Genomic DNA, 24,380 nt, shown 5'->3' with positions numbered 1-24,380 from the left:
GTCGCCGCACAACTCAACCGCCGCCCACGCAAAACCCTCGACTGGGACACCCCAGCCGAACGCCTCGCTAAACTCCTGACCGAAACCAAATAACCACCCGCGTTGCAACCACCCCTCGAATCCACCCAGAGTCCCTCAGGGTTCCCCTCACGACCAGCCGCCGTGCGTGAGGGGCCCCTTCACGGCCCCAGATTCCCTCAAGGAGCCCTTCACGGACCCACCCGCCGACCCAGCCGCAGCCGATGCACCCAACGAGCGAGGCACCCACACCACCCCCGCACCCCGATACGAAGCCTTCTCTGCGGTCTGAGGGTGCTTGTCAAGGCATCTTTCCCGCCTTGACAAGCACCCTCAGACCGTCAGCACAATCAGCTTCGGGGTGCCCCACGCAACCCACGTGCGCAATGTCGCCGCCAGGCGACGAGCCGAACCGAAACCGCAGCAGCCCAGACCTCAGTCAGTCACGATCGGAGCCCACTCCGGCCCAGTCTCCCCCAACTTCGGATCCAGCTTCGTAAACAACGGCGTAGGCTTCTCCAACGGCCGCCCAACCTCGATCGGCTTGGACTCCCACTTAGCCTGCTCACCCGCGTAATCCCCGGTGAGAATCGGATTAACCCGCCCAGGCAGGTCAAGATCCTCAACCTCCTGCAACTCAGGCTGAGCAGCCCAAACCCCAGTCCCGCCCAGCGCCTCATGCACCTTCTGCGCCGAATGCGGCAGGAACGGCGTCAGCAACGTATTAGCGTCACTAACGACCTGCAACGCCGTGTGCAACACAGCATCCCGCCGATCCGGATCCTCCTTGAGCTTCCAAGGCTCCTGATCCGACAGATACCGGTTAGCCGCCGTAACCACCCGCATCGCCTCAGCCGCGGCCAACTTGAACCGCGACCGAGCAAGATGCCCGCCAGCCGTCTCAAACGCCTGCCGAGACAGCGCCTTCAGCTCCTCATCCGCAGGCGCAGGCGCAGTAGGAGCAGGAACCGCTCCATTGTTCTTGTGCGCCATAGAAATCGACCGGTTAACGAGATTGCCCCACTCGTTAGCCAGCTCGAAGTTCGTCCGCCGAACGAACTCGTCCCAGGTGAAGTCAGTGTCCTGAGTCTCCGGACCGGCCACCGAAATGAAGTACCGCAACGCGTCCGGCCCGAACTCCCGCAGGAAGTCGTGCACGTAAATGACGGTCCCCCGGGACGTGGAGAACTTCGACCCGCTCATGGTGAGGAACTCGCTGGACACGATCTCGTCCGGCAGGTGCAGCTTGCCGTACTTGCCCGCCTCGCCGCCGCGGTCGCCGTCGCCGTTCTGGCCCAGCAGCAGCGCGGGCCAGATCTGGGCGTGGAAGGTGATGTTGTCCTTGCCCATGAAGTAGTAGGCGCGCGCGTCGGCGTTGGCCCACCACTCCTGCCACGCGTCCGGCGTGCCGTTGCGGCGCGCCCATTCGACGCTCGCGGAGAAGTAGCCGATGACCGCGTCGAACCAGACGTAGAACCGCTTGAGCGGCTGGTCGCGCCAGCCGTCCAGCGGGATCTTGACGCCCCAGTCGAGGTCGCGAGTGATCGGTCGTGGCCGCATGTCGTCGATCAGGTTGCGGGTGAAGTTGAGGACGTTGGGGCGCCAGTCGGTCTTGGTGCCCAGCCAGTCGCCGAGGGTCTTGGTGAACGCCGGAAGGTCGAGGAAGTAGTGCTCGGTCTCGACGAACTTCGGCGTCTCGCCGTTGATCCGCGACTTCGGGTTGATCAGCTCGGCGGCGTCGAGCTGGTTGCCGCAGTTGTCGCACTGGTCGCCGCGCGCGCCGTCGTAGCCGCAGATCGGGCAGGTGCCCTCGATGTAGCGGTCGGGCAGCGTGCGCCCGGTGGACGGGCTGATCGCACCGCGGGTGGTCTTCGGGACGACATAGCCGTTGCGGTTGAGCGCGAGGAAGATTTCCTGCGTCACCGCGGCGTGGTTGCCGGTGGTGGTGCGGGTGAACAGGTCGTAGGAGAGGCCGAGTCCTCGCAGGTCCTCGTCGATCTGGCGGGTGTACTTGTCCGCGGTCTGCTGCGGGGTCATTCCCTCTTTGTCGGCCTGGACGGTGATCGGCGTGCCGTGCTCGTCGGTCCCGGACACCATGAGCACCCGGTTGCCGGCCATTCGCTGGTAGCGGGAGAAGACGTCGGACGGGACGCCGAATCCGGACACGTGGCCGATGTGGCGGGGGCCGTTGGCGTAGGGCCAGGCCACCGCGGTCAACACAGGGGTGCTCATACCTGTTTAGCCTACGGATGCGCTCCAGTGCGTTTTCTGGTGGTAGGGGAAGGGAGAGCCGGTGTCGGCGACGCGTCTGCTGGTGCTCGGGGTCGTGCGGATGTTCGGCCGCGCGCACGGCTACCAGGTGCGCCGCGAACTGCTGTCGTGGTCGGCGGACAAGTGGGCGAACGTCCAGCCCGGTTCGATCTACCACGCGCTCAAGAAAATGGCCGCCGAGGACCTGCTGGAGAAGATCGACGTGGAACCGGGCGACGGCGGTCCGGACCGGGTCGCCTACCGGCTGTCGCCCGCGGGCGAGCAGGAGTTCCAGGTGCTCATCGCGAAAGGGCTTTCCGACCCGGGCGCGAGCAACGCGGAGTTGTGCGCGGCGGTGAGCCTGATGCCCGCGCTTCCCCGCAAGTACGCGATCAGCCTGCTCAGGCAGAACCTGATCCACTTCGAGGCGGAGGAACGCCGGTCGCGGCTGAGCCTGGAGGACGACACCTGGGGCAAACCGCCGCACGTGTCGGAGCTGTTCCGGCTGTGGGGCGGGATCGCCAGCGCGAGCCGGGAGTGGCTCGCCGGGCTGATCGAGCGGCTCGAAGCGGGCGAGTACGCGATGGCCGACGACCCGGACCCGGCGTTCGGACCGCAAGCCTCCGAGTAATCAAATTTGACTAACCGCTCCTTCCTCGGGCACAGTGTGCGCGTCAGCTAGTCAAGCTTGACTAGCTGATCTTCTTGGGAGGAGAGGGTTATCCATGATCACGGCACGCGGACTCGAGCGGCGGTTCCGCCGCAAGGGCCGAGCCGGTGGCGAGGTGCACGCGGTGAAGGGGGTCGATCTCGACGTCGAGGCGGGCGAGCTGGTCGGCTTTCTCGGCCCGAACGGGGCGGGCAAGACCACCACGCTGCGCATGCTCACCACCTTGTTGAGACCGACCGCGGGCACGGCGACCGTCGGCGGGCACGACCTGCTCGCCGACGCGGCGGGGGTGCGCCGCAACATCGGGTACGTCGCGCAGGGAGGCGGTACCGCGCCCGAATCGCGCGTCGGCGAAGAGCTGGAGCTGCAGGGCAGGCTGTACCGGATGAGCAAGGCCGACGCGATCGCGCGCGGCAAGGTGCTCGCCGAACAGCTCGACCTGACCGGGCTCGAGCAGCGGGCCACGAAGACGCTGTCCGGGGGTCAGCGGCGCAGGCTCGACATCGCGATGGGGCTGATCCATTCTCCGGGGCTGGTGTTCCTGGACGAGCCGTCCACCGGGCTCGACCCGCAGAGCCGGGCGAACCTGTGGGAACACATCCGGCGACTGCGCGCCGAACAAGGCGTCACGATCTTCCTGACCACGCATTACCTCGACGAGGCGGACGCGCTGGCCGACCGGCTGATCGTGATCGACGACGGCCGGATCGTCGCCGAGGGCCATCCGGACGCGTTGAAAGCGCAGGTCTCCGGAGACGGCGTGGCGATCGAGGTGGATCCCGGATCCGCCGCGGCCGCCGCGGACCTCGCCCGGCAGCTGCCCGGCGCGCACGAGTTCGCGGTGTCCGACGGGTCGATCCGGTTCCGGGTGCCGCGCGGCGACACCGCGATGCCGGAGCTGCTGCGCGCGCTCGACTCCAAGGACATCCCGACGACCGCCATGCAGGTCACGCGGCCGACCTTGGACGACGTATTCCTTACTCTCACCGGCCGGTCGCTGCGCGAAGCCGAGCAGCCCGCGCCGGCGGAACCGGAGGTGTCCGGTGTTGCATGACACCTGGCTGATCTTCCGCCGCGACATGGCGGGCGCGCTGCGGAATCCGACGTGGCTGATGATCGGGCTCGCGCAGCCGTTGCTGTACCTGTTCTTCTTCGGCCCGCTGCTGGTGAAGTCGCTCGGCGCGCAGGGGATGTCCGAGGTCGACGGCTGGATGGTGCTGACGCCCGCGCTGGTCGCGCAGCTGGCGCTGTTCGGCAGTTCGTTCGTGGGCTTCGGGCTGATCGCCGAGTACCGGTCCGGCGTGGTCGAACGGCTGCGCGTCACGCCGGTGCACCGGTCCGCGCTGCTGCTCGGGAAGGTGCTGGCGAACGCGCTGCAGGCGGTGGTGCAGGCGGTGCTGATCATCCTGCTCGCCTACCTGGTGTTCGACCTGAACGCCCCGTTCGGCGGGGTGCTGCTGAGCCTGCTGATCGTGTTCCTGCTCGCGCTCACGCTGGCATCGTGCTCGTATGCGCTGGCGCTCACGCTCAAGAGCGAGGAAGCACTCCCGGCGCTGCTCAACGCGGTGCTCATGCCGTTGCTGCTGCTGTCCGGGATCCTCATCCCGATCACCGCCGGGCTCGCGCCGAAGTGGCTGTACACGATCTCGCAGATCAACCCGTTCCGGCACGTGGTCGACGTGGAACGCAACAGCTTCCGCGGCGACTTCTCGATGGACTCGCTGTTCACCGGCGGGGTGATCGTGCTGGTCATGGCCGTTTTGGCGGTGTGGTGGGGAACGCGCACCTTCCAGAAGGAAAACGCCTGATCAAAGCGTATCGACACGCCGGGAAGCCTCACCCCGCTCCGGATTTCCGGACGTAGGGTGGCCTTTCACCCGTCGTGGGGCTTGTCAGGGGTGCGTGGTGGCGGAACCGGAGAGTGGGCGCGGACTCACGCTCACTCATCGCGAGCAAGTGCTCGATTGGGCGGCGGTGCGCGGTGCCGACGTGCGATTCGCTTCGGTGACGATCAGCGAGAACGTCAACTGGAGCGATCCCGGCGCGGAGCGGACGCTCGCCGCGGCCCAGCACGCGGGCATCCACACCGGGGCCCGGCACTACGCGCGACCGGGGGCGGTGCACGACCAGGCCGACCATTTCGTCCGGACGGCGAGCAAGCTCGGCGCGTTCGCTCCCGGCTCGCTCGCCCCGGCGCTCGAGGTGGACGCCCAAAGCGTCGACGACCGGTTCGTGAAGGCGTGGATCAAGCACGTGCGGCACGCCGCGAAGATCCGCCGGGTGCTCGTGTACGCCGGGCACGACTGCTGGGCGCACCGGCTGCACCCGGACCGCTGGGCCGATTCCGAGGTGGTGCTGTGGCTCGTACGGCACAACGGCATTCCCGGACGGCCCGGTTGGTTCCATTCGCGGCTCGGGCTGCACCAGCACGCCTTCGCGCCGGACGTGCCCGGAGTCGACGGGCCGGTGGCGCAGGACGCGGTGGTGTATCCCTTCGCGCTCTCCGATGTGCTGCTCTGATCACCTTTTCCGCTGGTCACCGCTGGTTTCCGGCACAATGGCGCGATGCGTTTCCAGCGGCTGCGGACCGACCTGTCACCTTCGCGGGTGCTCGTTCTGCTGTCCGCGTACGCCCAAGCGCACGGCCTGCCCGAACCGGCTGCGGTCTGTGGGGACTGGTTCGGGTCGCGGGCGGTCGTGGCGCCGTTCCTGGCGGTGACTCCGCGGCCGTTCCCGTCGGTTTCTCCGACTTCGGGTCCTTCGGGTCCTTCGGGCCGGGTCGGCGGCGGATGGTTCGGGTTTCTGGCTTATGACCAGGCGGACCCGTCCGGCCGGTCCACCGGGGTTCCGGCGTCGGCCTGGGGCTGGGCGGATCACGTGCTGCGCTGGGACGCGGCGGGAGTGTGCTGGTTCGAGTCGCTCGAAGGTGACGCTGACGCTCAGCTTGTTGTGGTGGAACGAGCGCTGGCCGGGTCTGCGGAATTGTCGTGGTCGGCAAGTGCTTTGCGACGACCGCCCGGGCACGAGCAGGCGGTGAAGGCGTGCGTGCACGAGATCGAGGCGGGCGAACTGTTCCAGGCGAACATCTGCTCGCGGTTCACCGGGACGTTCGAGGGATCCCCGGCCGCGCTGTTCGCCGAGGGAGTGCGGCGGCTGGCTCCGCAGCGGGCAGCTTACGTCGCCGGTGCGTGGGGTTCGGTGGTTTCACTGTCGCCGGAGCTGTTTTTGGAACGCCATGGCCGCCGCGTGCGATCGTCGCCGATCAAGGGGACGCTGCCCCGCCGCGGTCCGGCGGACGACGGCAATGCGCTCCGGCTGCGGCAGTCGGCGAAGGACGTCGCGGAGAACGTGATGATCACCGATCTGGTGCGCAACGACCTCGGCCGGGTGTGCGAGGTCGGGAGCGTCGTGGTGCCGGAGCTGCTCGCGGTGCGTCCCGCGCCGGGAGTGTGGCATCTGGCGTCCACTGTGGAGGGTGTGCTGGCGGACGGGGTGACCGACGCCGGGCTGCTGGCGGCGACGTTCCCGCCGGGTTCGGTCACCGGCGCGCCGAAGATCCGGGCGCTGGACCTGATCGCCGAGCTGGAACCGGCCGCGCGCGGCGGGTACACCGGCGCGGTCGGGATGGTGTCGCCGCTGGCGGGGCTGGAGCTGAACGTGGCGATCCGGACGTTCGAGATCGCCGGGGACCGGATCGCGCTCGGGGTCGGCGGCGGGATCACGGCGGACTCGGACAGCGCCGCGGAATGGCAGGAGTGCCTGCACAAAGCCGCGCCGTTGGAGTCCTTGCTGGCCAGCCCTCGTGAGTGCTGATCACGGTTAGAACCGGGATCAGCACTCACGACGCCTACCTACGCGGGTCGAGCAGCAGTTTGCCCGTCGTGCCCCGCGACCGCAGCGCCTCGTGCGCCTTCCGTGCGTCCTCCAGCGCGTACTCGCCGCCCGCGATCGCGCGGAGTTTTCCGTCCAGCACCATCGTGAACAGGTCGCTGAGCGCGGTGCCGAAAACGTTGCCCGGCAAGCGGAACACGTGCGGCAGCCACATCCCGGCCACGGTCGTGCTGTGGCCGAGCAGGTTGCGCAGCTCGATCGGCTTCGGCGAGCGACGCCCGGCCATGCCGTAGAACACCAGACGGCCGAACGGGGCCAACGCGACGATGCTCTGGTCTGTCGTCGGGCCGCCGACCATGTCGAGCACGACGTCGACTCGCTTGCCGCCATTGGCTTCCCGGAGGACCTCGGTCATGTTCTCCGCGCGGGAATCGACCGCGACGTCCGCGCCGAGTTCGATCGCCAGCGCGCGCTTTTCCTCGCTGCTCGCGGTCGCGATCACGCGGCCCGCGCCCCACGCGTTCGCCAGCTGCACCGCGATCGACCCGACGCCACCCGCCGCGGCGTGCACGACCACGGACTCGCCGGGTTCGAGGTGGGCGTTCTTGCGCAGCATGATCCACGCGGTCGCGCCCTGGACCAGCATGGACAGCGCGTTCAGGTCGTCGACGCCGTCGGGCACCGGGAAAGTCATGGCCTCGTCGGCCGCGACGCGCTCGGCGTACCCGCCGCCACCGTTGAGCAGCGCGACCACGCGCTTGCCGTCCGCCGTGCGGCCGACGACCTCGCCGCCCGGCACGAGCGGCAGTTTGCTCGGGGCGAGATACGAGTTCTCCGCCTGGTGCGTGTCCGCGTAGTTCAGCCCGACGCGGTCGACCTCGATCAGCACCTGCCCCGGCCCGGCCACCGGATCGGGCAGCTCGACCGGCTTCAGCACCTCGGGACCGCCGAATTCGGTCACCTGCACAGCACGCATCTTCGCGGCTCCTCTCGTCGTGAGACATTCTGCCATATGTCTCATCCATGGGACACTCTCTGCTAACGTCGCACCCATCGACACACCACTGTCCACCCGCACCTCGCGACCCGACGCCGTCGCGGCCTTCCGTCTCGCCCGCGCCCGGTTCCTCGCCGGAGACCGCGTCGACATGCGCGACCTGGCCGCTGACCTCGGCGTCAGCCGCGCGACCCTGCACCGTTGGGTCGGCAGCCGCGATCACCTGCTGAGCGAAATCCTGTGGGCGGAGACTGCGTCGGTGCTGGATAACGTCAGTTATGCGGGCCGTGGCGGCGACGGCATCGCGGAGGCGATCGGGGCGTTCGTGCGGACGGTCAACGCGTCCTCGCCTTTCCGTGCGTTTTTGCGCCGGGAGCCGGAGCGCGCGCTGCGACTGTTGACGACCAAGGCGAGTTTGGTGCAGTCGCGGACCATCGAGAAGGTGGGCGGTTTGCTGTCGGATGAAGTGGCGGCGGGGCGGTTAGAGACACCGTTGCCGGTGGCGGATCTGGCGTATCTGCTCGTGCGGGTCGGTGAGTCGTTCATCTACACCGATGCCATCACCGGCGAGGAGCCGGACGCCGAGAAGGCTTTGGTAGCGGCGAAAATGCTGTTGCGCAGTCGCTAGAGTCTTCTGGTGACTGTTGTCCAGGCCATCGCCTGAATCCCCACCGCTTCGATCGGCAAATTGGCGGATCATCCAAAACTGTCGCTCGTCGCCGGGATCGACCGGGACCGGCCCGCGGTGCACCTCTACTACGCCGAGCGAGTGCTTCGCAAAATCGGCGCGGTGGGCGCGGATTCCCCGGAGTACGAGTAGTTCGGCCGCTGGCCCGTCGTCGCCTGGCATCCGGAGCAGCCGGGACTGGCCGTGTCCGTCTGCGGGGAAACGGTGCGCTGGACCCGGTCCGGCATCTCCGCGCTGGACGTCGCCGACCCACCCGATTCTTACGACCGTTCGGACGTCATCGACCTCGGCACCGGCATCGCCGCGCATCCCGCGGGCGGACTGGTCGCCACGATGCAGAGCGACCAGGGCGCGACCTTGGTTCTGTTCTCCCGCCCTGGCGATTCGCGGCGACGACCCCGGACACCTGGCGCTGGTGTCCGAGTTCCCCTCGCTGCGGCGGGTCCGGAAAACCACGTTCTACATTCCGGCGCGAGACAGCCTCGACGACATGAAATGGATCGACGAGTATCGCAGCTGGTCCGCGCACAACATCGCCTTCGGCGCGCGACCCGGCGCACTGTGGATCGGGACGCCGTCCGGCACCTTGCTGGAGTTCGACGTCGCGCGCGACCGAACCACGGAACACAAACTGCTCCGCTCGGCAGTGACCGCGCTGGCCGCGACGTCGGCCGGTGACCTCGTCGTCGCCGGAGACGGCGAGCTCGCACTGGTGTCCGTTGCCGCTTCGCGCACCGTCGCCGATCCGTCCACCGTCGCTGAGTTCCTCGCCAGCACCACGGAAATTCCCGACGACGGCCTGCCGGAAGACCATGCCGTGCGCACCGACGGTGTCGGCACTTGGCGACCGGAGGAACTGGCCACGATCACCAAAACCGCACCTAGCGACCCGAGGTGGCTGCAGTTCCTAGCCGAAGACAACGCCCGCCGGAACTAACTCACTTCCGAGCCGCGAGAACCGCCGCGTAAAGCTCCTTTGTAGACACCCCGGCCGCACCGGCGACCTCGGCCGCGACGGTCTTCAGCCGCTCCCCCGAAGCGACCCGTTCCGCCACCTCCGGCACCAGATCCGACACCACCGCTTGCCGAGGAGCCGCGCCCTCCAGCACCACCGAGATCTCGCCGCGAACCCCATCCGCCGCCCATTCGGCAAGTTCCGCGAGAGTGCCGCGTTTGACCTCTTCGTACGTCTTTGTCAGCTCCCGGCACACCGCGGCCCGCCGCGACCCGCCCAACGCGGCGGCGGCGTCCGACAGCAGGGACGCGATCCGGTGCGGCGATTCGAAGAACACGACAGTCCGACGCTCGTTCGCCAACTCCGCGAACCACTTCGACCGCTCACCGGGCTTGCGCGGCGCGAAGCCCTCGAAGCAGAACCGGTCGCACGGCAGCCCGGACAACGCGAGCGCCGTCGTCACCGCCGAAGGGCCGGGAAGGCAGGTGATCGGCAGATCCTCCTCGACACAAGCGGCCACGAGACGGAACCCCGGATCGGACACACTCGGCATCCCGGCATCGGTCACGACCAGCACCGTCTCGCCGCCGTGCAGCGCCTCCAGCAGCTTCGGCAACCGGGCAGTCTCGACGTCTTCGTAGAAGCTCACCACCCGGCCGGAGGGCGACACGCCGAGCGCGGAAGCGAGGCCTCGCAGGCGCCGGGTGTCCTCGGCGGCGATCACGTCTGCCGAGCCCAGCGCCTCGATCAGCCGGGCGGACGCGTCGCCGGGATCGCCCAGCGGGGTGGCGGCGAGCACGAGCCGTCCGGACGCAGAAGTCATGGCAGTCAGCCTAACCAGACGCCACCAGTGGATCAGGCCATACTATCGGGCCCCGTGACCGCGCTGCTGACCCGTGCCGACGACGAGAGCGTGCGGCCGGACCCGGTCGACGCGCGCCGTCCTCCGACCGACCGCGAAGCCACCCTGCTCGGCCGGGCGATGCCCGCCGACCGGCTGCGCGGCTGGATCGTCACGATCGTGCTGACCGTGATCGGCGGCGTCGTCCGGCTGCAGAATCTGGGCCTTCCCACTGACCACGGCAGTCCCGTCTTCGACGAGAAGCACTACGTGCCCCAGGCCGCGCAAATGCTGCGCAACGGCGGGTACGAGGACAACGCCGGGTACGAGCTGATCGTGCACCCGCCGCTGGCCAAGGACTTCATCGCGTTCGGCGAGTGGCTCTTCGGCTACAACGGCTGGGGCTGGCGGCTGATGTCGGCTGTGGCCGGCACGTTGATCGTGCTGCTCACCGTGCGCATCGCGCGCCGGCTGACCCGCTCGACGCTGCTCGGCGGCATCGCGGGCGTGCTGGTGATCTGCGACGGCGTGCTGCACCTGCAGTCGCGGATGGGGATGCTGGACATCTTCATCGCGTTCTTCGTGCTCGCCGCGTTCGCCTGCGTGCTCTGCGACCGCGACCAGGTGCGGCAGCGGCTGGCCGTCGCGGTGCGCGAGGGCTGGATCGGCGAATCGCAGTGGGGCCCGAAGCTCGGCTTCCGCTGGTGGCGGTTCGCGGCCGGGCTGATGATCGGCCTGACCTTCGGCGTCAAATGGTCGGCGCTGTACTACATCGCGGCGTTCGGCCTGCTCACTGTGTTCTTCGACGTCGCCGCCCGGCGCGCGGCCGGTGTCCAGCGGCCTTGGGTCGGCACGATCCGCCGCGACGTCGCGCCCGCGCTGTGGGCGATCCTCGTGGTGCCGGTGCTGATGTACCTGGCGGCGTACTGGGCGTGGTTCGCCAGCGAAACCGCGACCGACCGGCACTACACCGAGATCAAGAACCTCGACCCGGGCATGTTCGGCTGGATCCCGCCCGCGCTGCGCTCGCTCGGCAGCTACACCGCCAACGTGCTGCATTTCCACGAAACCCTGCTGACGCCCAAGGACAATCCGCATCCGTGGGAGTCGAAGCCGTGGACGTGGCCGATGGGCCTGCGGCCGATGCTCTACTACTACGACGGCAACGTCACCGGCTGCGGCGAATCGCGCTGCCTCGGCGCGACGATGCTGATCGGCACGCCCGCGATGTGGTGGCTGGCCGCCCCGATGCTCGGCTGGGGCCTGTGGCGCTGGTTCTTCCGCGCGGACTGGCGCTACGCCGCCGTGCTGACCGGCTACTTCGCCGGCTACCTGCCCTGGTTCACCAACATCGACCGGCAGATGTACTTCTTCTACGCCACGCCGATGGCCCCGTTCCTGGTGCTCGGGCTGGTGCTCGCGCTCGGGCAGATCCTCGGCAGCGCCAAACGCGGGTTCGAGCGCAGAGGCACCGGTCTGCTCGTCGTGTCGCTCTACGTCGGGCTGGTGGTCGCGAACTTCGCGTGGCTGTGGCCGATTCTCAACGGAATCCCGATCACGAACGCCCATTGGCAGGCGGAAATGTGGTTGCCTTCGTGGCGCTGAAGTAGGCGCCCGGCGGCATCCCGACCGCCCGGCGGAAGGCGGCGACGAACGCGCTGGCCGTCGCATACCCGACCCGGTGCGCGACGGTCGTCATCGGCATTCCCTGTGCCAGCAACGGCAATGCCGCGCGCAGCCGCGCTTGCGTGCGCCAGGTGCCGAACGTCATCCGGCAATCGCGGACGAACGCGCGCGCCAGGGTCCGCTCGCTCGCACCGACTTCCCGGCCCAGCTCAGCCAGGCTGCGCGAGTCCGCAGGGTCGGCGAGCACGGCGTCGGCGACGTCGCGCGCTCGTGGGTCGGCGGGCGCGGGTACGACGATCGGTGCCACGTCCATCGGCTCCAGCAGGTCGAACGCGACCGCCTCGGCGCGGCGGCGCGCGTCGTCGCTGATGCCGTCTGCGGACAGGTGCTCCAGCAGTTCCCGCAGCAGCGGCCGGACGAGGACGATCCGCGGGGACGGCCAGTCGACCGGGCATTGCTCCGGATCGGCGTAGATGCCGCGCAGTTCGACGTTCCCGGCCGCGCCGGTGCGATGCCGGACCCCAGCCGGGATCCAGAGCGCGCGCGTGGACGGCAGCACCCATTGCGCGTCGCCGACCATCACCGCGGCGACCCCGCGCGCGGCCCAGACGAGTTGGTGCGCCGGGTGCTCGTGCCAGGGGAACCAGGCTCCGGCCGCGATCGGCAGGTCGCCGAGCAGCATCGCGCCGGTTTGACCGTACTGCGACATGAGGTGACAGCCTATCGTCTTCCGGTCAACAGGGCTCGTCCCTAGCGTCGGAACCATGCCGATGAACCTGATGCACCGGAAGCTCTGCAGCTCGGAAAAATGGGCCGCCGCGGTGGCCGAAGTGCTGCCGGACTGGCTCGCCCGCTTCGAACTGGGCGACGACGTGCTGGAAATCGGGCCGGGTTTCGGGGCGACCACGCGGGTGCTGGTCGACGCGGTGCCGCAGCTGACCGCGCTGGAAATCGATCCGGCGTCGAACCGGCTGTTGCAGGAGAAATACGGCGACCGGGCGGACATCGTCAAGGGCAGCGGCGCGGAAATGCCGTTCGAGGACGGCCGGTTTTCCGGGGTCGTGTGCTTCTCGATGCTGCACCACGTGCCGACCGCCGCGCTCCAGGACCGGATCTTTGCGGAAGCGTTCCGGGTGCTGCGGCCCGGCGGCACCTACTGCGGGGTGGACAGCCAGCTCAGCTTCGGATTCCGGCTCCTGCACATGGGGGACACGATGAACGTCCTCGACGCGGACACCCTGCCGGGGCGGTTGGCGGCGGCGGGGCTCGCGCGGGTGCGCGTGGGGGTGGAGCGGAAGCGGCTGGAGTTTTCCGCGGTGAAGCCCTCGTGAGCGCTAATCCCGGTTAGAACCGGCGTAAACACTCACGAGACTCAGCGAGGCGACCGGCGCGGCACGATCTGCGTGACCGGCCCGTCCAGCGCCTTGCCCTGCCTGCCCAGCCAACCGCGGCTCCAGATCCAGCGACGCCGGATGAACGTCCTCGATGCGGACACCCTGCCTGGGCGGCTGGCGGCGGCGGGGTTCGAGCGGGTGCGCGTGGAGGTCGAGCGGAAGCGGCTGGAGTTTTCCGCGGTGAAGCCCTCGTGAGCGCTAATCCCGGTTAGAACCGGCGTAAACACTCACGAGGCTCAGCGAGGCGACCGGCGCGGCACGATCTGCGTGACCGGCCCGTCCAGCGCCTTGCCCTGCCTGCTCAGCCAGCCGTCCACCTCGCGCCGCACCGAGTTCAACGTCGGACGACGACGCGGCTCCGGATCCAGCGACGCCGCCAGGATCCGGGCGTGCACCGAACGCTGCGGCAGGTGCGTGACCGGATCGGCGCGCGCCGCGGCCATCAGCGCGGCCATCGGCGTCTCGCGGGTGCCGCGCGGCGGCTGGCCGGTCAGCGCGTAGCTGACCGTGGCGGCGAGCTGCCAGGCGTCCGACGCCGGGCTCGCCGGGGAGCCCATCGCCTGCTCCGGCGCGACGAAGTCGGGCGTGCCGATCATCATCCCGGTGGCGGTCATCTTGGAGTCGCCCTGGCTGCGGGCGATGCCGAAGTCGATGAGGTGCGCGATGCCCGCCGGGTCGAGGATGACGTTGGACGGCTTCACGTCGCGGTGCAGCACGCCCCGCTCGTGCGCCGCGACCAGCGCGCCCGCCATCGTCGACCACAGCCGGCCGGCGGCGACGTCGTCGATCGGGCCCTGTCCGTCGACCACCTCGGCGAGCGGGCGGCCCCGCAGGTACTCCATGACGAGCGCGAGCCCGTCCGGTTCCTCGGCCAGGTCGTACACCCGGACGCAGTTGGGGTGGTTCACCACGGCCAGCGCGCGGGCCTCGCGCTGCATGCGCTCCTCGGTGTCGCGGTCGGGCGCGTGCGCGATCTTGAGCGCGACAGTGCGGTTGAGCTGCGTGTCGACGGCTTCCCAGACCGTGCCGAACCCGCCGGTCCCGAGCTGGCGGACGCGCCGGTACCGGCTGCTGCCCGCGTTGCGCGAGCCAGGCGGCGGCGGAATCATGCCGGGCGCGGCGGCCAGCGCCCCGGCGGGCGGCGGCTCCGGAGCGGACGCCAGCGCGGTGGCCGGGTACGCCTTGTTCTGCGGCGGCGGAGGCGGCGGCAGCTGCTCCCGGCGCGGCGGAGGCGGCGCGGCAGGCGGTTCGTCGCGCCGCGGCTCCGGCCGGTTGATCACCGACCACGGCGGCGGGCCGACCAGCGCGACCGGGATCAGTCCCAGGATGCTGAACGGCAGGAACCCGAGCCAGAAGTGCACCGCGGTGTTGGCCGACATGCCCGTCGACGCGACCGCCATGACCACGAAGGGAATCCAGAAGAACCGCGACGGCCACTTCGGCCCGCGACGAAAAGCGGTGCGCGCCTGCAGCATCACGAACAGCAGCGAGCCGACCGGCAGCACGGTGAAGGCGAGCAGGTACAGCGCGTAGGAAAGCTTGAGGCCGCGCGGGTAGAAGAGCGTCTCGAAGACGTTCGACCCGCCGCCGAGGTAGGTCTGCTGCACGCCGACGAACGAGCAGTACTCCTTGCTGAGCGTGGCCGCCCCGGACAGTCCGGTCGCCTGGCCCGCGTTGGCCGCGCGGAAGGTTTCCGAAATACCCGACGAGATCAGCCACGGGAACACCAGCACGCTGACCACGCCGATGAGCCCGAACACGGTGAGCGTGGTCGCGTCGTACCGGTTCCCGGTCCCCTTGCGCACGATCGCCACGATCAGCGCCCCGGCCGCCGGGAAGAGCGCGACGAGCGCACCCGCTGTGGTCGTCGCCCACACCCAGTCGCCGGGGCAGAACCCCGGGTCGAACAAGGCGTGCGCGAGCGAGAGCAGCGCGCTCCCGATTCCGCTCACCGGCTGGTTCCCCTCACTGTCAGTGTCGTCTTCCTGCCGCTGCGCGGCCGTTCCCCACGGTCCAGCTTAGGACGCACACGGCCTCGTCGGGGTTGCCGGGTCGCGCCGGGAACGTGATCCACTGCATCGATCTGGCCCAGCGAACGATCTTCGCTGCTGGCCGCCGATTCGAAAAATCCGCACACGTGGTGATCGCCACCGTGCTACGTTCTGCGCTCGCACGAACACAGTCCCGCGTGGTGATGCCTGGGGAGGGTCACGTCATGCCGGCGACCAGTACGCCTGTTGCGCGTCGCCTCGATCACGAGCCTGCCGAAATCCGCCATGCCCCGGGTCTGCCATCCCGAGCCCGCCGCCGCGTGCTCGCCGCCGAATTGGTCGGAGACCCCGATTGACCCAGTCGACCCAATCCGTCGCACCAGCGGTGCTGGCGACAGACGACAGCACCCGATACCTGGTCGCAGCTGCCCATCTTGACCGCGAGTACGCGGAGGACGCGGTCCGCGAGTTCCTCGTCGAACCGACCCGGCAGATCCCGCCGTCCCCGGGTGTCGACACCGCGACCGTCCTGACCGAAGCGCTCGCCGCCCGCACCAGACGGAAATACCGGGACGCGCTGCTCGCCGTGCTGGGCGCGGTTTTCGTCTGGTGCGGCCTGTTCACCGGTTTGCTGACCGCCTGGCTCGCGGTGGCGTTCGTGGTCTACGCGGTCCGGTTATGGCGCAGAAACCGGGACGGCAGCGCCCGGAAGGTGCTCGTGACCGTCGTGAAGATCGTGGCGCTCGGGCTCGCCTCGCTTCCGCTGGCGATCATCGCCGGTTTCGGTTTCTTCGCCTTTTCCGAGCTGTCGGACCTCAGCAGCGGTTTCGGCTACGGCGGACGGAGCTATTCCGGCCTGCCCGATCTCGACGTGTACTGGGCCGTCTCCGTCTGCTGCGCGCTGGCGATGCTGATAGTTCTGGTCGCGGACCGGATCGCGGTGTGGCATCTCCTCACGACCTATTTCGGCAGGCTGGCGAGAATCCCGGGCGGCGCGCCTAAGCCGCCCGCGGACCGGTTGTCGTTCTCACTGGCCCCGCCGCGATTCCGCGCGGAACTCCAGCGCCATCGGATCGGACGCGTCCCCTCCGGGCCGGACGCGCTGACCCCGCTGATCGTCCACCGAGGCGCGAATCCCTTCGTCGGAGCGGGCGAAAGCACGAAGCCGTGGTCGATGGTGATCCCGTTGACCGCCGATGCCGACGCGGACGAAAAACCACGGCTGACGGCTCGGCTGCTGTACCGGCGCATCGCCGAGAAAACCGCCGAGCTGCGCGAAAGCGGCCCGCTCGCCCCGGATTGCCGGCTGCGGGACCTCGTCGTCACCGGACGCGTTTTCGCTCCGGCCGACAAGCTTCTCGATCACCTTCACCTCCCGGAAATAAGGCATTACCTGCCGCACCTGAATACGGCCCCGCAAGCGTTTCTCCACGACGTCGAGGCGGGACACGTCCACGACCAGGCGCGCGAATGGTCCCGCTACTACCTCTGCATGGAGCTGGAGACCTGGGACCGCGACCTGGTCGTCTCGGCATTCGTCCACTGCGCGGTCGGCGCCAACGAGCTGTATCTGGAATGGACGCCCTGTGTCCTGCCGCCGATCGCGGACGAGTACCGCGCCCTCGACAAGATGGTCAACAACGGCGTGCGGCCGCTGTGGGAGGGTTTCGTCCGCTGGCTCCTCCTGCCGGTGACGTCGTTCGGGCGGATCGCCAACGCGTTCCGGATGCGCCTGCCGCTTCCCCACGACGCGCACCAGCTCAACCCGGACCGCTACGGAGCTGGGCGCACGCTGCGGGAACTCGCCTCGATGCGGCATCCGCGCAACTACTTCCAGACCGTCGACGCCGAACGCTACGTGCGTCTGCTGGAAAGCAAGCTGGTGCCCGCGGTGGCCGCGACGCTTCAGGAGTGCGGATATTCGAGCACGGTGTTCGAACGACGAGCTGACGCGCAGATGATCAACAACATCACCATCAGCGGAACGAACAACGCCCCGATGATCTTCGGCGGCGAAAGCCACGGCGACATCAGCGGCCCTTCCGGACCGGCCGAGACGACAGCGAGGACACCATGACCGGACCCACGAACCACATCTCCATCACCGGGATCAACAGCGGCCCGATGGTCTTCGGCGGGACGAGCCACGGGGACATCAGCGGCGGCACGGTCAACGCGGGCCCCGCCGCGGACGCCCAGTTGCTCGACCTCCTCGAGCAGTTGCGCGCCCAGGTGCGCGAGCACGGCCTCCCGAAGCAGGAGATCATCGAAGACGCGCTCGACGAGCTGACCGACGCGGCCCGGGCCCCCGGCACGGCCGCTCCAGCGGTGCCGGTCAGCCGGTGGGAGAAGGTCAAGACCCTCCTGACCGGCCTTTCCGACTTCTCCGGCCTCGTTCTCAAGATCTCCGAGCAGGTCGGGAAGGTGTGGCCGGGCTGACCTGCGACCCGACGAGGGAAAGGCCATCATGAGGGCAGATTCGGCCGTCTGAAGTCAAAGGAGACCTCGTGGGCGCGTACACCGAGACGTATCGGCGCAGTCTGGACGACCCGGAGCACTTCTGGCTCGAAGCCGCCCGGGCGATCGACTGGACGCAGCGGCCCACCCGCGCGCTCGATTCGTCCGCCGCGCCGTTCTACCGCTGGTATCCCGACGGCGAGCTGAACACCTCCTACAACGCCCTCGACCGGCACGCCGACGGCGGCCGCGGCGCGCAGGACGCGCTGATCTGGGATTCGCCGGTCAGCGGCCGCAAACGCCGCTACACCTACGCCGAACTGCGGGACGAGGTCGCGACCTTCGCCGGCGCGCTCGCGTCGCTCGGCGTCACCCGCGGCGATCGCGTGATCCTCTATCTGCCGATGATTCCGCAGGCCGTCATCGCGATGCTCGCCTGCGCGCGGATCGGCGCGGTGCACTCCGTGGTGTTCGGCGGGTTCGCACCGAAGGAACTGGCCGCGCGGATCGAGGACGCGAAGCCGAAGCTGATCCTCGCCGCGTCGTGCGGGATCGAGCCGACTCGGGTGGTCGAGTACAAGCCGATCATCGACGCCGCGCTGGAGACCACCGAGCACCAGCCGGACCACGTCGTGGTGTTCCAGCGCGAGCAGGCGCGCGCGGAACTGTCCGGCGCCGACCTCGACTGGAACGACCTCGTCGCCGACGCCGACCCGGTCGATCCGGTTCCGGTGAAGGCGACCGATCCGCTGTACATCCTCTACACGTCCGGCACCACCGGGCGGCCGAAGGGCGTGGTCCGCGACACGGGCGGGCACGCGGTCGCGCTGGCGTGGTCGATGGGCGCGCTGTACGACGTCCACGCCGGGGACGTGTGGTGGACGGCTTCCGACGTCGGCTGGGTCGTCGGGCATTCGTACATCGTCTACGCGCCGCTGCTGGTCGGCGCTACAACCGTGCTGTACGAGGGAAAACCCGTCGGAACTCCGGACGCAGGCGCGTTCTGGCGGGTCATCTCCGAGCACGGCGTGCAGGCGCTGTTCACCGCGCCGACGGCGTTGCGCGCGGTCAAGAAGGTGGACCCGGACGCGGACGAACTCAAGAAGTACGACCTCTCCCGGTTCCGCACCCTGTTCATGGCGGGCGAGCGGCTCGACCCGGAGACCTACCACTGGGCGCACGACATCCTCGGCACGCCGGTCGTCGACCACTGGTGGCAGACCGAAACCGGCTGGCCGATCGCGGCCAATCCGCGCGGTCTCGAACCGATGCAGGTCAAACCCGGGTCGGCGACGAAACCGGTGCCCGGCTGGGATGTGCGCATCCTCGACCAGGCGGGCGAGGAACTGCCAGCGGGCCGCGAGGGCGCGATCACGCTGAAACTGCCGCTGCCGCCGGGTTCGCTGCCGACGCTGTGGGGCGACGACGAGCGCTACCGCGAGGCGTACCTGTCGCGCTATCCCGGCTACTACCTGACCGGCGACTCGGGCTACCTCGACGAGGACGGCTACCTCTTCGTCATGGGCCGCACCGACGACGTGATCAACGTGGCGGGGCACCGGCTGTCGACCGGTTCGATGGAGGCCGTGCTGGCTTCGCATCCGGCGGTCGCGGAATGTGCGGTGATCGGGGTCGCGGACCAGCTGAAGGGCCAGGTGCCGCGCGGTTTCGTGGTGCTGAAGTCCGGAGTGGACGTGCCCGAGGACCAGCTGCGGGACGAACTGGTCGCGCTGGTTCGCCGCGATATCGGGCCGGTCGCGGCGTTCCGGGACGTGTCGGTGGTCAACGCGCTGCCGAAGACGCGCTCGGGGAAGATCCTGCGCAAGACGATGCGCGGAATCGCCGACGGTCGCGACGAGGCGGTTCCGTCGACCATCGAGGACCCGTCAGTACTCGACGCGTTGCGGGCGATCCTGCGGCCCTGAGCGCCGCCCCGGTGGGGTTCTCTCGGTAGCGCGGAAGGTCCGTGAGGGGAACCCTGAGGGACTCTGATTCCCTCAGGGTTCCCCTCACGGACCTCGGCACCCCCGCGCGCTATGGCACCGGGGCGGGTGCGGGCATCCCGGCGAACGGGACATCAGTCGTCAGCCGACCCTTTCGGGCGTTGTCAGCGTCCCCGGTAGTGGTCTATACCTCTTGAAGTCCGCCTTCTCCGCGACGCGACCGGAGGTATGCCGTGAGGAAGACCCTGTCCAGGGCCGTGCTTGGGGTGACCGTGCTCGGGCTCGCCGCGGTGGGAGTGCCCGGGCCGGCCGCGGCGAGTCCCGCGCCCAGCGAACGGCAGGTCACCGACCTCGTACCGGTGCCGGTGCACGCCGTGGCGAAGGCGGACGCCACCTTCCGACTCACCCCGCTGACGGTCATCCGCGCCGGGCACGGCACCGGCGACGTCGCCGCGTACCTGCGGGGACTGCTGCGGCCCGCGACCGGATTCCCGCTGCCGGTCGTCCCGGCGAGCCCGGGACTGTCCGCGATCTCGCTCGACCTCGGCCACGCCGATCCGCGCGTCGGCGACGAGGGATACCAGCTCGACGTCACGAAGAGCGGCGTCCGGCTGCTCGCCAACACCGCCACCGGGCTGTTCACGGGCGTCCAGTCGCTGCGGCAGCTGCTGCCGTCGGCGATCGAGGCGAAGTCCGTGCAGCACCGCACGTGGACGGTCGCTGGCGGCAGTGTCCTCGACTACCCGCGCTTCGCCCACCGCGGCGCGATGCTCGACGTCGCGCGGCATTTCTTCACGCCTGCGCAGGTGAAGAAGTACATCGACCAGATCGTCCAGTACAAGATCAACACGCTGCACCTGCACCTCAGCGACGACCAGGGCTGGCGCATCGAAATCAAGAGCTGGCCGAAACTGGCGACCGAAGGCGGCAAGACCGCGGCGTACGGCGACCCCGGTGGTTACTACACGCAGGAGCAGTACCGCGACATCGTCGCCTACGCCGCGAGCCGCCACATCACCGTCGTGCCGGAAATCGACATGCCTGGGCACACAAACGCCGCGCAGTCGGTCTACGCCGAACTCAATTGCGACGGCAAGGCAGTCCCGCCGCGCACCGACATCGAGGTCGGCTACAGCTCGCTGTGCATCAATTCGCCTACCACGTACCGATTCGTGGAGGACGTGATCCGCGAACTCGCCGCGATCACGCCCGGCAAGTACATCGGCATCGGCGGCGACGAAGCACATTCGACGCCTGCCGAGGACTACAAAACCTTCTACGAGAAGGTAAGTCCGATGGTCGCCAAATACGGCAAACTGATCACCGGCTGGCACGAAATCGCGAAGACGCCGCTGCCGACGTCCGCCGTGCCGCAGTACTGGGATCAGGGCGGCCCGAACGCGGACGTGGCCGCCGCTGCGGCGCGCGGGAACAAGTTCGTCATGTCGCCCGCCAACCACGCCTATCTCGACATGAAGTACACGGAATCGACCAAGCTGGGCCAGGATTGGGCCGGTTTGGTCGAAGTCCGCGACGCCTACGACTGGGATCCGACGACGCTCGTCCCCGGCGTCGAGGAGAAGTCCGTCGCCGGTGTCGAGGCTCCACTGTGGACGGAGACCATCCGGACCACCGACGACATCGAGTACATGGCCTTCCCGCGCCTGCCCGGCGTCGCGGAAATCGGCTGGTCGCCGCGAGCGTCCCGAACCTGGGACGGCTACCGGGAGCGAATCGCCAAGCAAGCGCCGCGCTGGGAAGCCCAGGGAATCGACTTCTACCGCTCACCCCAGGTCGACTGGAAGTGATGCCCTGGCTCGGTCCACTTTGGACTGGATGCCCTTGCGGTAGCCCTCCGGCAACGTCTCCGTCGACAGCACGCGCTCAGCCAGCTCCAGCATCGGTCCCGGCTCAGGCAACTGCGCGTAATTCGCCGCGGCGACCAGGAACGTCTCCCCGACGGTCGGCCCCTCGGCCCGCTCCACGAGGTCGATCGGCCCGGCCGTCGGGACCGTGCCCGGCCGCAGCACGCGCAGATACCAGCCGCAGCGATTGGTGCTGATCATCGCGGGCACGACGTCCTTGCGACCGGTGCGCATCGCGAGCTTGAAACACGGATGCCGCGGCTGCGCGATCTGCACGAGCGCGTCGCCCCAGGCCCAGATGTCGCCGATCCGCGCATCGCTCTCCAGCGCGCCGTGCACGGAAAGGTTCTCGCCGAAGTCGCCGTGCGCGACGGAGTACCCCTCGGCGGTCCACGTCGGATAGTGCTCGACCGGGTAGACGTAGACGGCTTTGTCCGGGCCGCCGTGCACCGAGAGGTCGGCTTGGCGGTCGCCAGCCAGGTTGAGTTCGGACAGCACCAGCTCTCCGTCCGTGACCCGGGTCTTCCGGATGGCGCTCAGGACCGGCTGGTCCCGCTGGTGGCCGAGCACAGTCGGTTCGCCCACGTAGACGTCTTTCAGCGACAGCATGAGTTGAACCTAGCAAGTGCGCTGGGCTATTTGGACGGGTCGGGGAAGCCAGAGGCCAGGCTCCGCACGTAGACCGTCTCCTCGCTGCCGGGTTTCACGAATACCTCGAACTTCGCGTGGTACGGCGTCTCGAGGTGGGTGTAAAGGTCGGCCTTCGCCTTGGGGTCGTACGTCCAGCCGAATTGCCGCATCTCGTCCGCGTCGCCGCAAACAAAAGTGCCAAGGATTTTCGATCGGCCGAGCGGACGGTGCCCGGTGAGCGGGCGAACTCACCGAGCACCGTAATCACCCGTTCAGCTCCGCCGACTCCTCATCGCTGAGCAACCGAGACCGAATCAGAAACCGCACCCCCTCGGGCGCTTCGAGAGAGAACCCGCTCCCCCGCCCGGGCACCACGTCGATGGTCAGATGGGTGTGCTTCCAATACTCGAACTGCGGCCCGGACATCCACACCGGCACCGTGTCGATGCCCTCCACCGTCAGGTCGCCCAGGTGCACATCGCGAGTCCCGACCCGGAATTCGCCTGCCGGGTAACACATCGGGGCGCTGCCGTCGCAGCATCCGCCGGACTGGTGGAACATCACCGGCCCGTGCACTGGCACCAGCCGCCGCAGGAGGTCGGCGGCGGCCGGTGTCAGGTCGACCCGCTCACTCATCAGAAGAAGCCAAGCGCCTGGTCGGAGTAGGAGACCAGCATGTTCTTCGTCTGCTGGTAGTGGTCCAGCATCATCTTGTGGTTCTCGCGGCCGATGCCGGACGCCTTGTAGCCGCCGAAGGCCGCGTGTGCCGGGTAGGCGTGGTAGTTGTTCACCCACACCCGGCCGGCCTGGATGTCGCGGCCCGCGCGGTAGGCGGTGTTCCCGTCGCGGGACCAGACGCCGGCGCCGAGGCCGTACAGGGTGTCGTTGGCGATCTTGAGCGCGTCGTCGTAGTCGTCGAACTTCGCCACGGACACGACCGGGCCGAAGATCTCCTCCTGGAAGATCCGCATCTTGTTGTCGCCCTCGAACACCGTCGGCTGCACGTAGTAGCCGCCGGACAGGTCGCCGCCCAGGTCGGACTGCTCGCCGCCGGTGAGCACCTTCGCGCCTTCCTGCTTGCCGATGTCGATGTAGGACAGGATTTTCTCGAACTGGTCGTTCGAGGCCTGCGCGCCGATCATCGTCTCGGTGTCGAGCGGGTTGCCCTGCTTGATCTTCTTCACGCGCTCGACCGCGTCGCCGAGGAACCGGTCGTAGATGCCGGACTGGATCAGCGCACGCGACGGGCAGGTGCAGACCTCGCCCTGGTTCAGCGCGAAGAGCGCGAACCCTTCCTGTGCCTTGTCGTAGAACGCGTCGTTGGCCGCGGCGACGTCGTCGAAGAAGATGTTCGGGCTCTTGCCGCCCAGTTCGACGGTCACCGGGATGATGTTTTCGCTGGCGTACTGCAGGATCAGCCGTCCGGTCGTCGTCTCGCCGGTGAACGCGACCTTGCGCACCCGGTTGCTCGACGCGAGCGGTTTGCCCGCCTCGACGCCGAAACCGTTGACGATGTTCAGCACGCCCGGCGGGATCAGGTCGCCGATGATCGACATCAGCAGGTGGATCGACGCCGGGGTCTGCTCGGCGGGCTTGAGCACGATCGCGTTGCCCGCGGCCAGCGCCGGGGCGAGCTTCCAGACCGCCATCAGCAGCGGGAAGTTCCACGGGATGATCTGGCCGACGACGCCGAGCGGCTCGTGGAAGTGGTAGGCGACGGTGTTGTCGTCGATCTGCGAGATGCCGCCCTCCTGGGCGCGCAGCGCGCCGGCGAAGTAGCGGAAGTGGTCGATCGCGAGCGGGATGTCGGCGGCGAGGGTTTCGCGGACCGGCTTGCCGTTCTCCCAGGACTCGGCGACCGCGATCTTCTCGAGGTTCTGCTCCATCCGGTCGGCGATCTTGAGCAGGATGTTCGCGCGCTCCTCGGCCGAGGTGCGGCCCCACGCGGGCGCGGCGCCCTCGGCCGCGTCGAGCGCCCGGTCGATGTCGGCCGCCGTCCCGCGGGCGATCTCGGTGAAGGTCTTCCCGGTCACCGGCGTCGGGTTCTCGAAGTACTGTCCGCCGGCCGGCGCGACGTATTCGCCGCCGATGTAGTGGTCGTAGCGGGTCTCGTAGTCGACGACGGAGCCGTCGGTGTTCGGTGCGGCGTATACGGCCATCTTGCCCTGCCTCGTTGCTGGTCGGTGACGGTCGGCGGCGACCGTAGGCCGGGCAACGTTGCGCC

The 24,380-nt window shown here is 68.8% G+C and carries 23 protein-coding genes; 14 read left to right on the top strand and 9 right to left on the bottom strand.

The annotated features are described in order from the left end of the window. Positions 1-453: 453 nt before the first annotated feature. Positions 454-2,250 carry a methionine--tRNA ligase gene (gene metG / locus D0D37_RS03065; RefSeq protein WP_162834054.1) on the bottom strand — a complete coding sequence of 599 codons (1,797 nt, stop codon included), beginning with the start codon at positions 2,248-2,250 and terminating at the stop codon, positions 454-456. A 61-nt stretch (positions 2,251-2,311) separates the two neighbouring features. Between metG and D0D37_RS03060 the strand changes: the two genes are divergently transcribed. The 5 genes from D0D37_RS03060 (at position 2,312) to D0D37_RS03040 (ending at position 6,751) form a co-directional block, all read left to right on the top strand. Next, entirely contained in the window at positions 2,312-2,899 is a 588-nt protein-coding gene (locus tag D0D37_RS03060; protein WP_116198954.1) for a PadR family transcriptional regulator, read from the top strand. Between the two features lie 94 nt (positions 2,900-2,993). Next, a complete protein-coding gene (locus tag D0D37_RS03055) occupies positions 2,994-3,992 on the top strand; it encodes an ATP-binding cassette domain-containing protein (RefSeq protein ID WP_116198953.1) in 999 nt (332 codons plus the stop codon). Then, complete coding sequence (locus D0D37_RS03050; RefSeq protein ID WP_116198952.1) at positions 3,982-4,746, top strand: ABC transporter permease; 765 nt, start codon at positions 3,982-3,984, stop codon at positions 4,744-4,746. Before D0D37_RS03055 ends, D0D37_RS03050 begins: the two co-directional genes overlap by 11 nt. Before the next feature lie 97 nt (positions 4,747-4,843). Continuing rightward, on the top strand, positions 4,844-5,458 hold the full coding sequence (locus tag D0D37_RS03045; protein ID WP_116198951.1) for a glycoside hydrolase family 25 protein: 615 nt from the start codon (positions 4,844-4,846) through the stop codon (positions 5,456-5,458). A 45-nt stretch (positions 5,459-5,503) separates the two neighbouring features. Then, the gene (locus tag D0D37_RS03040) at positions 5,504-6,751 is read left to right on the top strand and encodes an aminodeoxychorismate synthase component I (protein ID WP_116198950.1); all 1,248 of its coding nucleotides are present in this window, start codon (positions 5,504-5,506) and stop codon (positions 6,749-6,751) included. A 34-nt stretch (positions 6,752-6,785) separates the two neighbouring features. Here the strand turns inward: D0D37_RS03040 and D0D37_RS03035 are convergent, their stop codons facing one another. After that, complete coding sequence (locus D0D37_RS03035) at positions 6,786-7,745, bottom strand: quinone oxidoreductase family protein (RefSeq protein ID WP_116198949.1); 960 nt, start codon at positions 7,743-7,745, stop codon at positions 6,786-6,788. Positions 7,746-7,917: 172 nt separating this feature from the next. Between D0D37_RS03035 and D0D37_RS03030 the strand changes: the two genes are divergently transcribed. From D0D37_RS03030 to D0D37_RS03025, 3 genes are all read left to right on the top strand, one after another. Next, positions 7,918-8,394: a QsdR family transcriptional regulator gene (locus tag D0D37_RS03030; protein WP_116198948.1), complete on the top strand. Its 477-nt coding sequence runs from the start codon at positions 7,918-7,920 to the stop codon at positions 8,392-8,394. Between the two features lie 60 nt (positions 8,395-8,454). After that, positions 8,455-8,586 carry a hypothetical protein gene (locus D0D37_RS48415; protein WP_279630246.1) on the top strand — a complete coding sequence of 44 codons (132 nt, stop codon included), beginning with the start codon at positions 8,455-8,457 and terminating at the stop codon, positions 8,584-8,586. A gap of 283 nt (positions 8,587-8,869) precedes the next feature. After that, on the top strand, positions 8,870-9,391 hold the full coding sequence (locus tag D0D37_RS03025) for a hypothetical protein (RefSeq protein ID WP_116198947.1): 522 nt from the start codon (positions 8,870-8,872) through the stop codon (positions 9,389-9,391). Position 9,392: 1 nt separating this feature from the next. Here the strand turns inward: D0D37_RS03025 and rsmI are convergent, their stop codons facing one another. Continuing rightward, the gene (gene rsmI / locus D0D37_RS03020) at positions 9,393-10,232 is read right to left on the bottom strand and encodes a 16S rRNA (cytidine(1402)-2'-O)-methyltransferase (protein ID WP_116198946.1); all 840 of its coding nucleotides are present in this window, start codon (positions 10,230-10,232) and stop codon (positions 9,393-9,395) included. A 54-nt stretch (positions 10,233-10,286) separates the two neighbouring features. Here rsmI and D0D37_RS03015 point away from each other — a divergent pair, with 54 nt between their 5' ends. Then, positions 10,287-11,855 (top strand): dolichyl-phosphate-mannose--protein mannosyltransferase, encoded by a 1,569-nt coding sequence (locus tag D0D37_RS03015; protein WP_116198945.1) that lies wholly within the window; start codon positions 10,287-10,289, stop codon positions 11,853-11,855. On the opposite strand, the gene D0D37_RS03010 is transcribed toward D0D37_RS03015, so the two are convergent. Further along, on the bottom strand, positions 11,806-12,585 hold the full coding sequence (locus D0D37_RS03010; RefSeq protein WP_244223356.1) for an AraC family transcriptional regulator: 780 nt from the start codon (positions 12,583-12,585) through the stop codon (positions 11,806-11,808). The two genes, D0D37_RS03015 and D0D37_RS03010, sit on opposite strands and share 50 nt — an antisense overlap. A gap of 55 nt (positions 12,586-12,640) precedes the next feature. On the opposite strand from D0D37_RS03010, the gene D0D37_RS03005 reads away from it, so the two are divergent. Then, a complete protein-coding gene (locus D0D37_RS03005; RefSeq protein WP_116198944.1) occupies positions 12,641-13,207 on the top strand; it encodes a class I SAM-dependent methyltransferase in 567 nt (188 codons plus the stop codon). A 299-nt stretch (positions 13,208-13,506) separates the two neighbouring features. Here D0D37_RS03005 and D0D37_RS02995 read toward each other — a convergent pair whose 3' ends face one another. Next, positions 13,507-15,222 (bottom strand): serine/threonine-protein kinase, encoded by a 1,716-nt coding sequence (locus D0D37_RS02995; protein WP_116198943.1) that lies wholly within the window; start codon positions 15,220-15,222, stop codon positions 13,507-13,509. Between the two features lie 391 nt (positions 15,223-15,613). Here D0D37_RS02995 and D0D37_RS02990 point away from each other — a divergent pair, with 391 nt between their 5' ends. The 4 genes from D0D37_RS02990 (at position 15,614) to D0D37_RS02975 (ending at position 21,469) form a co-directional block, all read left to right on the top strand. Beyond that, positions 15,614-17,338: a hypothetical protein gene (locus tag D0D37_RS02990; protein WP_162834053.1), complete on the top strand. Its 1,725-nt coding sequence runs from the start codon at positions 15,614-15,616 to the stop codon at positions 17,336-17,338. Further along, entirely contained in the window at positions 17,335-17,700 is a 366-nt protein-coding gene (locus D0D37_RS02985) for a hypothetical protein (RefSeq protein ID WP_116198941.1), read from the top strand. The genes D0D37_RS02990 and D0D37_RS02985 overlap by 4 nt, the downstream gene beginning before the upstream one ends. A 68-nt stretch (positions 17,701-17,768) precedes the next feature. Continuing rightward, positions 17,769-19,643: a propionyl-CoA synthetase gene (locus D0D37_RS02980; protein WP_116198940.1), complete on the top strand. Its 1,875-nt coding sequence runs from the start codon at positions 17,769-17,771 to the stop codon at positions 19,641-19,643. Between the two features lie 251 nt (positions 19,644-19,894). Continuing rightward, a complete protein-coding gene (locus D0D37_RS02975; RefSeq protein ID WP_162834052.1) occupies positions 19,895-21,469 on the top strand; it encodes a beta-N-acetylhexosaminidase in 1,575 nt (524 codons plus the stop codon). Here the strand turns inward: D0D37_RS02975 and D0D37_RS02970 are convergent. From D0D37_RS02970 to adh, 4 genes are all read right to left on the bottom strand, one after another. Continuing rightward, complete coding sequence (locus D0D37_RS02970) at positions 21,446-22,135, bottom strand: MOSC domain-containing protein (protein WP_116198939.1); 690 nt, start codon at positions 22,133-22,135, stop codon at positions 21,446-21,448. The genes D0D37_RS02975 and D0D37_RS02970 overlap by 24 nt on opposite strands. A 26-nt stretch (positions 22,136-22,161) precedes the next feature. Further along, positions 22,162-22,326, bottom strand: a complete 165-nt coding sequence (locus D0D37_RS46430; protein ID WP_162834051.1) for a hypothetical protein — start codon at positions 22,324-22,326, stop codon at positions 22,162-22,164. A gap of 94 nt (positions 22,327-22,420) precedes the next feature. Then, positions 22,421-22,792, bottom strand: a complete 372-nt coding sequence (locus D0D37_RS02965; RefSeq protein WP_116198938.1) for a DUF779 domain-containing protein — start codon at positions 22,790-22,792, stop codon at positions 22,421-22,423. Next, positions 22,792-24,315 (bottom strand): aldehyde dehydrogenase, encoded by a 1,524-nt coding sequence (adh, locus tag D0D37_RS02960; protein WP_116198937.1) that lies wholly within the window; start codon positions 24,313-24,315, stop codon positions 22,792-22,794. The genes D0D37_RS02965 and adh overlap by 1 nt, the downstream gene beginning before the upstream one ends. Positions 24,316-24,380: the final 65 nt, after the last annotated feature.

This window comes from Amycolatopsis circi, from assembly GCF_003385235.1.
Taxonomy (GTDB): Bacteria; Actinomycetota; Actinomycetes; order Mycobacteriales; family Pseudonocardiaceae; genus Amycolatopsis; species Amycolatopsis circi.
The sequence above is the reverse complement of the archived record's forward strand: the minus strand, read 5'-3'. Positions and strand labels throughout refer to the sequence as shown.

Bases quoted from the DNA above. Each gene is read 5' to 3' on its own strand.
- D0D37_RS02970 (WP_116198939.1), bottom strand. From the start codon at position 22,135: ATGCTGTCGCTGAAAGACGTCTACGTGGGCGAACCGACTGTGCTCGGC.
- D0D37_RS03005 (WP_116198944.1), top strand. From the start codon at position 12,641: ATGCCGATGAACCTGATGCACCGGAAGCTCTGCAGCTCGGAAAAATGG.
- rsmI (WP_116198946.1), bottom strand. From the start codon at position 10,232: ATGACTTCTGCGTCCGGACGGCTCGTGCTCGCCGCCACCCCGCTGGGC.
- adh (WP_116198937.1), bottom strand. From the start codon at position 24,315: ATGGCCGTATACGCCGCACCGAACACCGACGGCTCCGTCGTCGACTAC.
- D0D37_RS02965 (WP_116198938.1), bottom strand. From the start codon at position 22,792: ATGAGTGAGCGGGTCGACCTGACACCGGCCGCCGCCGACCTCCTGCGG.
- D0D37_RS03035 (WP_116198949.1), bottom strand. From the start codon at position 7,745: ATGCGTGCTGTGCAGGTGACCGAATTCGGCGGTCCCGAGGTGCTGAAG.
- D0D37_RS03055 (WP_116198953.1), top strand. From the start codon at position 2,994: ATGATCACGGCACGCGGACTCGAGCGGCGGTTCCGCCGCAAGGGCCGA.
- D0D37_RS02985 (WP_116198941.1), top strand. From the start codon at position 17,335: ATGACCGGACCCACGAACCACATCTCCATCACCGGGATCAACAGCGGC.
- D0D37_RS46430 (WP_162834051.1), bottom strand. From the start codon at position 22,326: ATGCGGCAATTCGGCTGGACGTACGACCCCAAGGCGAAGGCCGACCTT.
- metG (WP_162834054.1), bottom strand. From the start codon at position 2,250: ATGAGCACCCCTGTGTTGACCGCGGTGGCCTGGCCCTACGCCAACGGC.
- D0D37_RS03030 (WP_116198948.1), top strand. From the start codon at position 7,918: ATGCGCGACCTGGCCGCTGACCTCGGCGTCAGCCGCGCGACCCTGCAC.
- D0D37_RS03010 (WP_244223356.1), bottom strand. From the start codon at position 12,585: ATGTCGCAGTACGGTCAAACCGGCGCGATGCTGCTCGGCGACCTGCCG.
- D0D37_RS03040 (WP_116198950.1), top strand. From the start codon at position 5,504: ATGCGTTTCCAGCGGCTGCGGACCGACCTGTCACCTTCGCGGGTGCTC.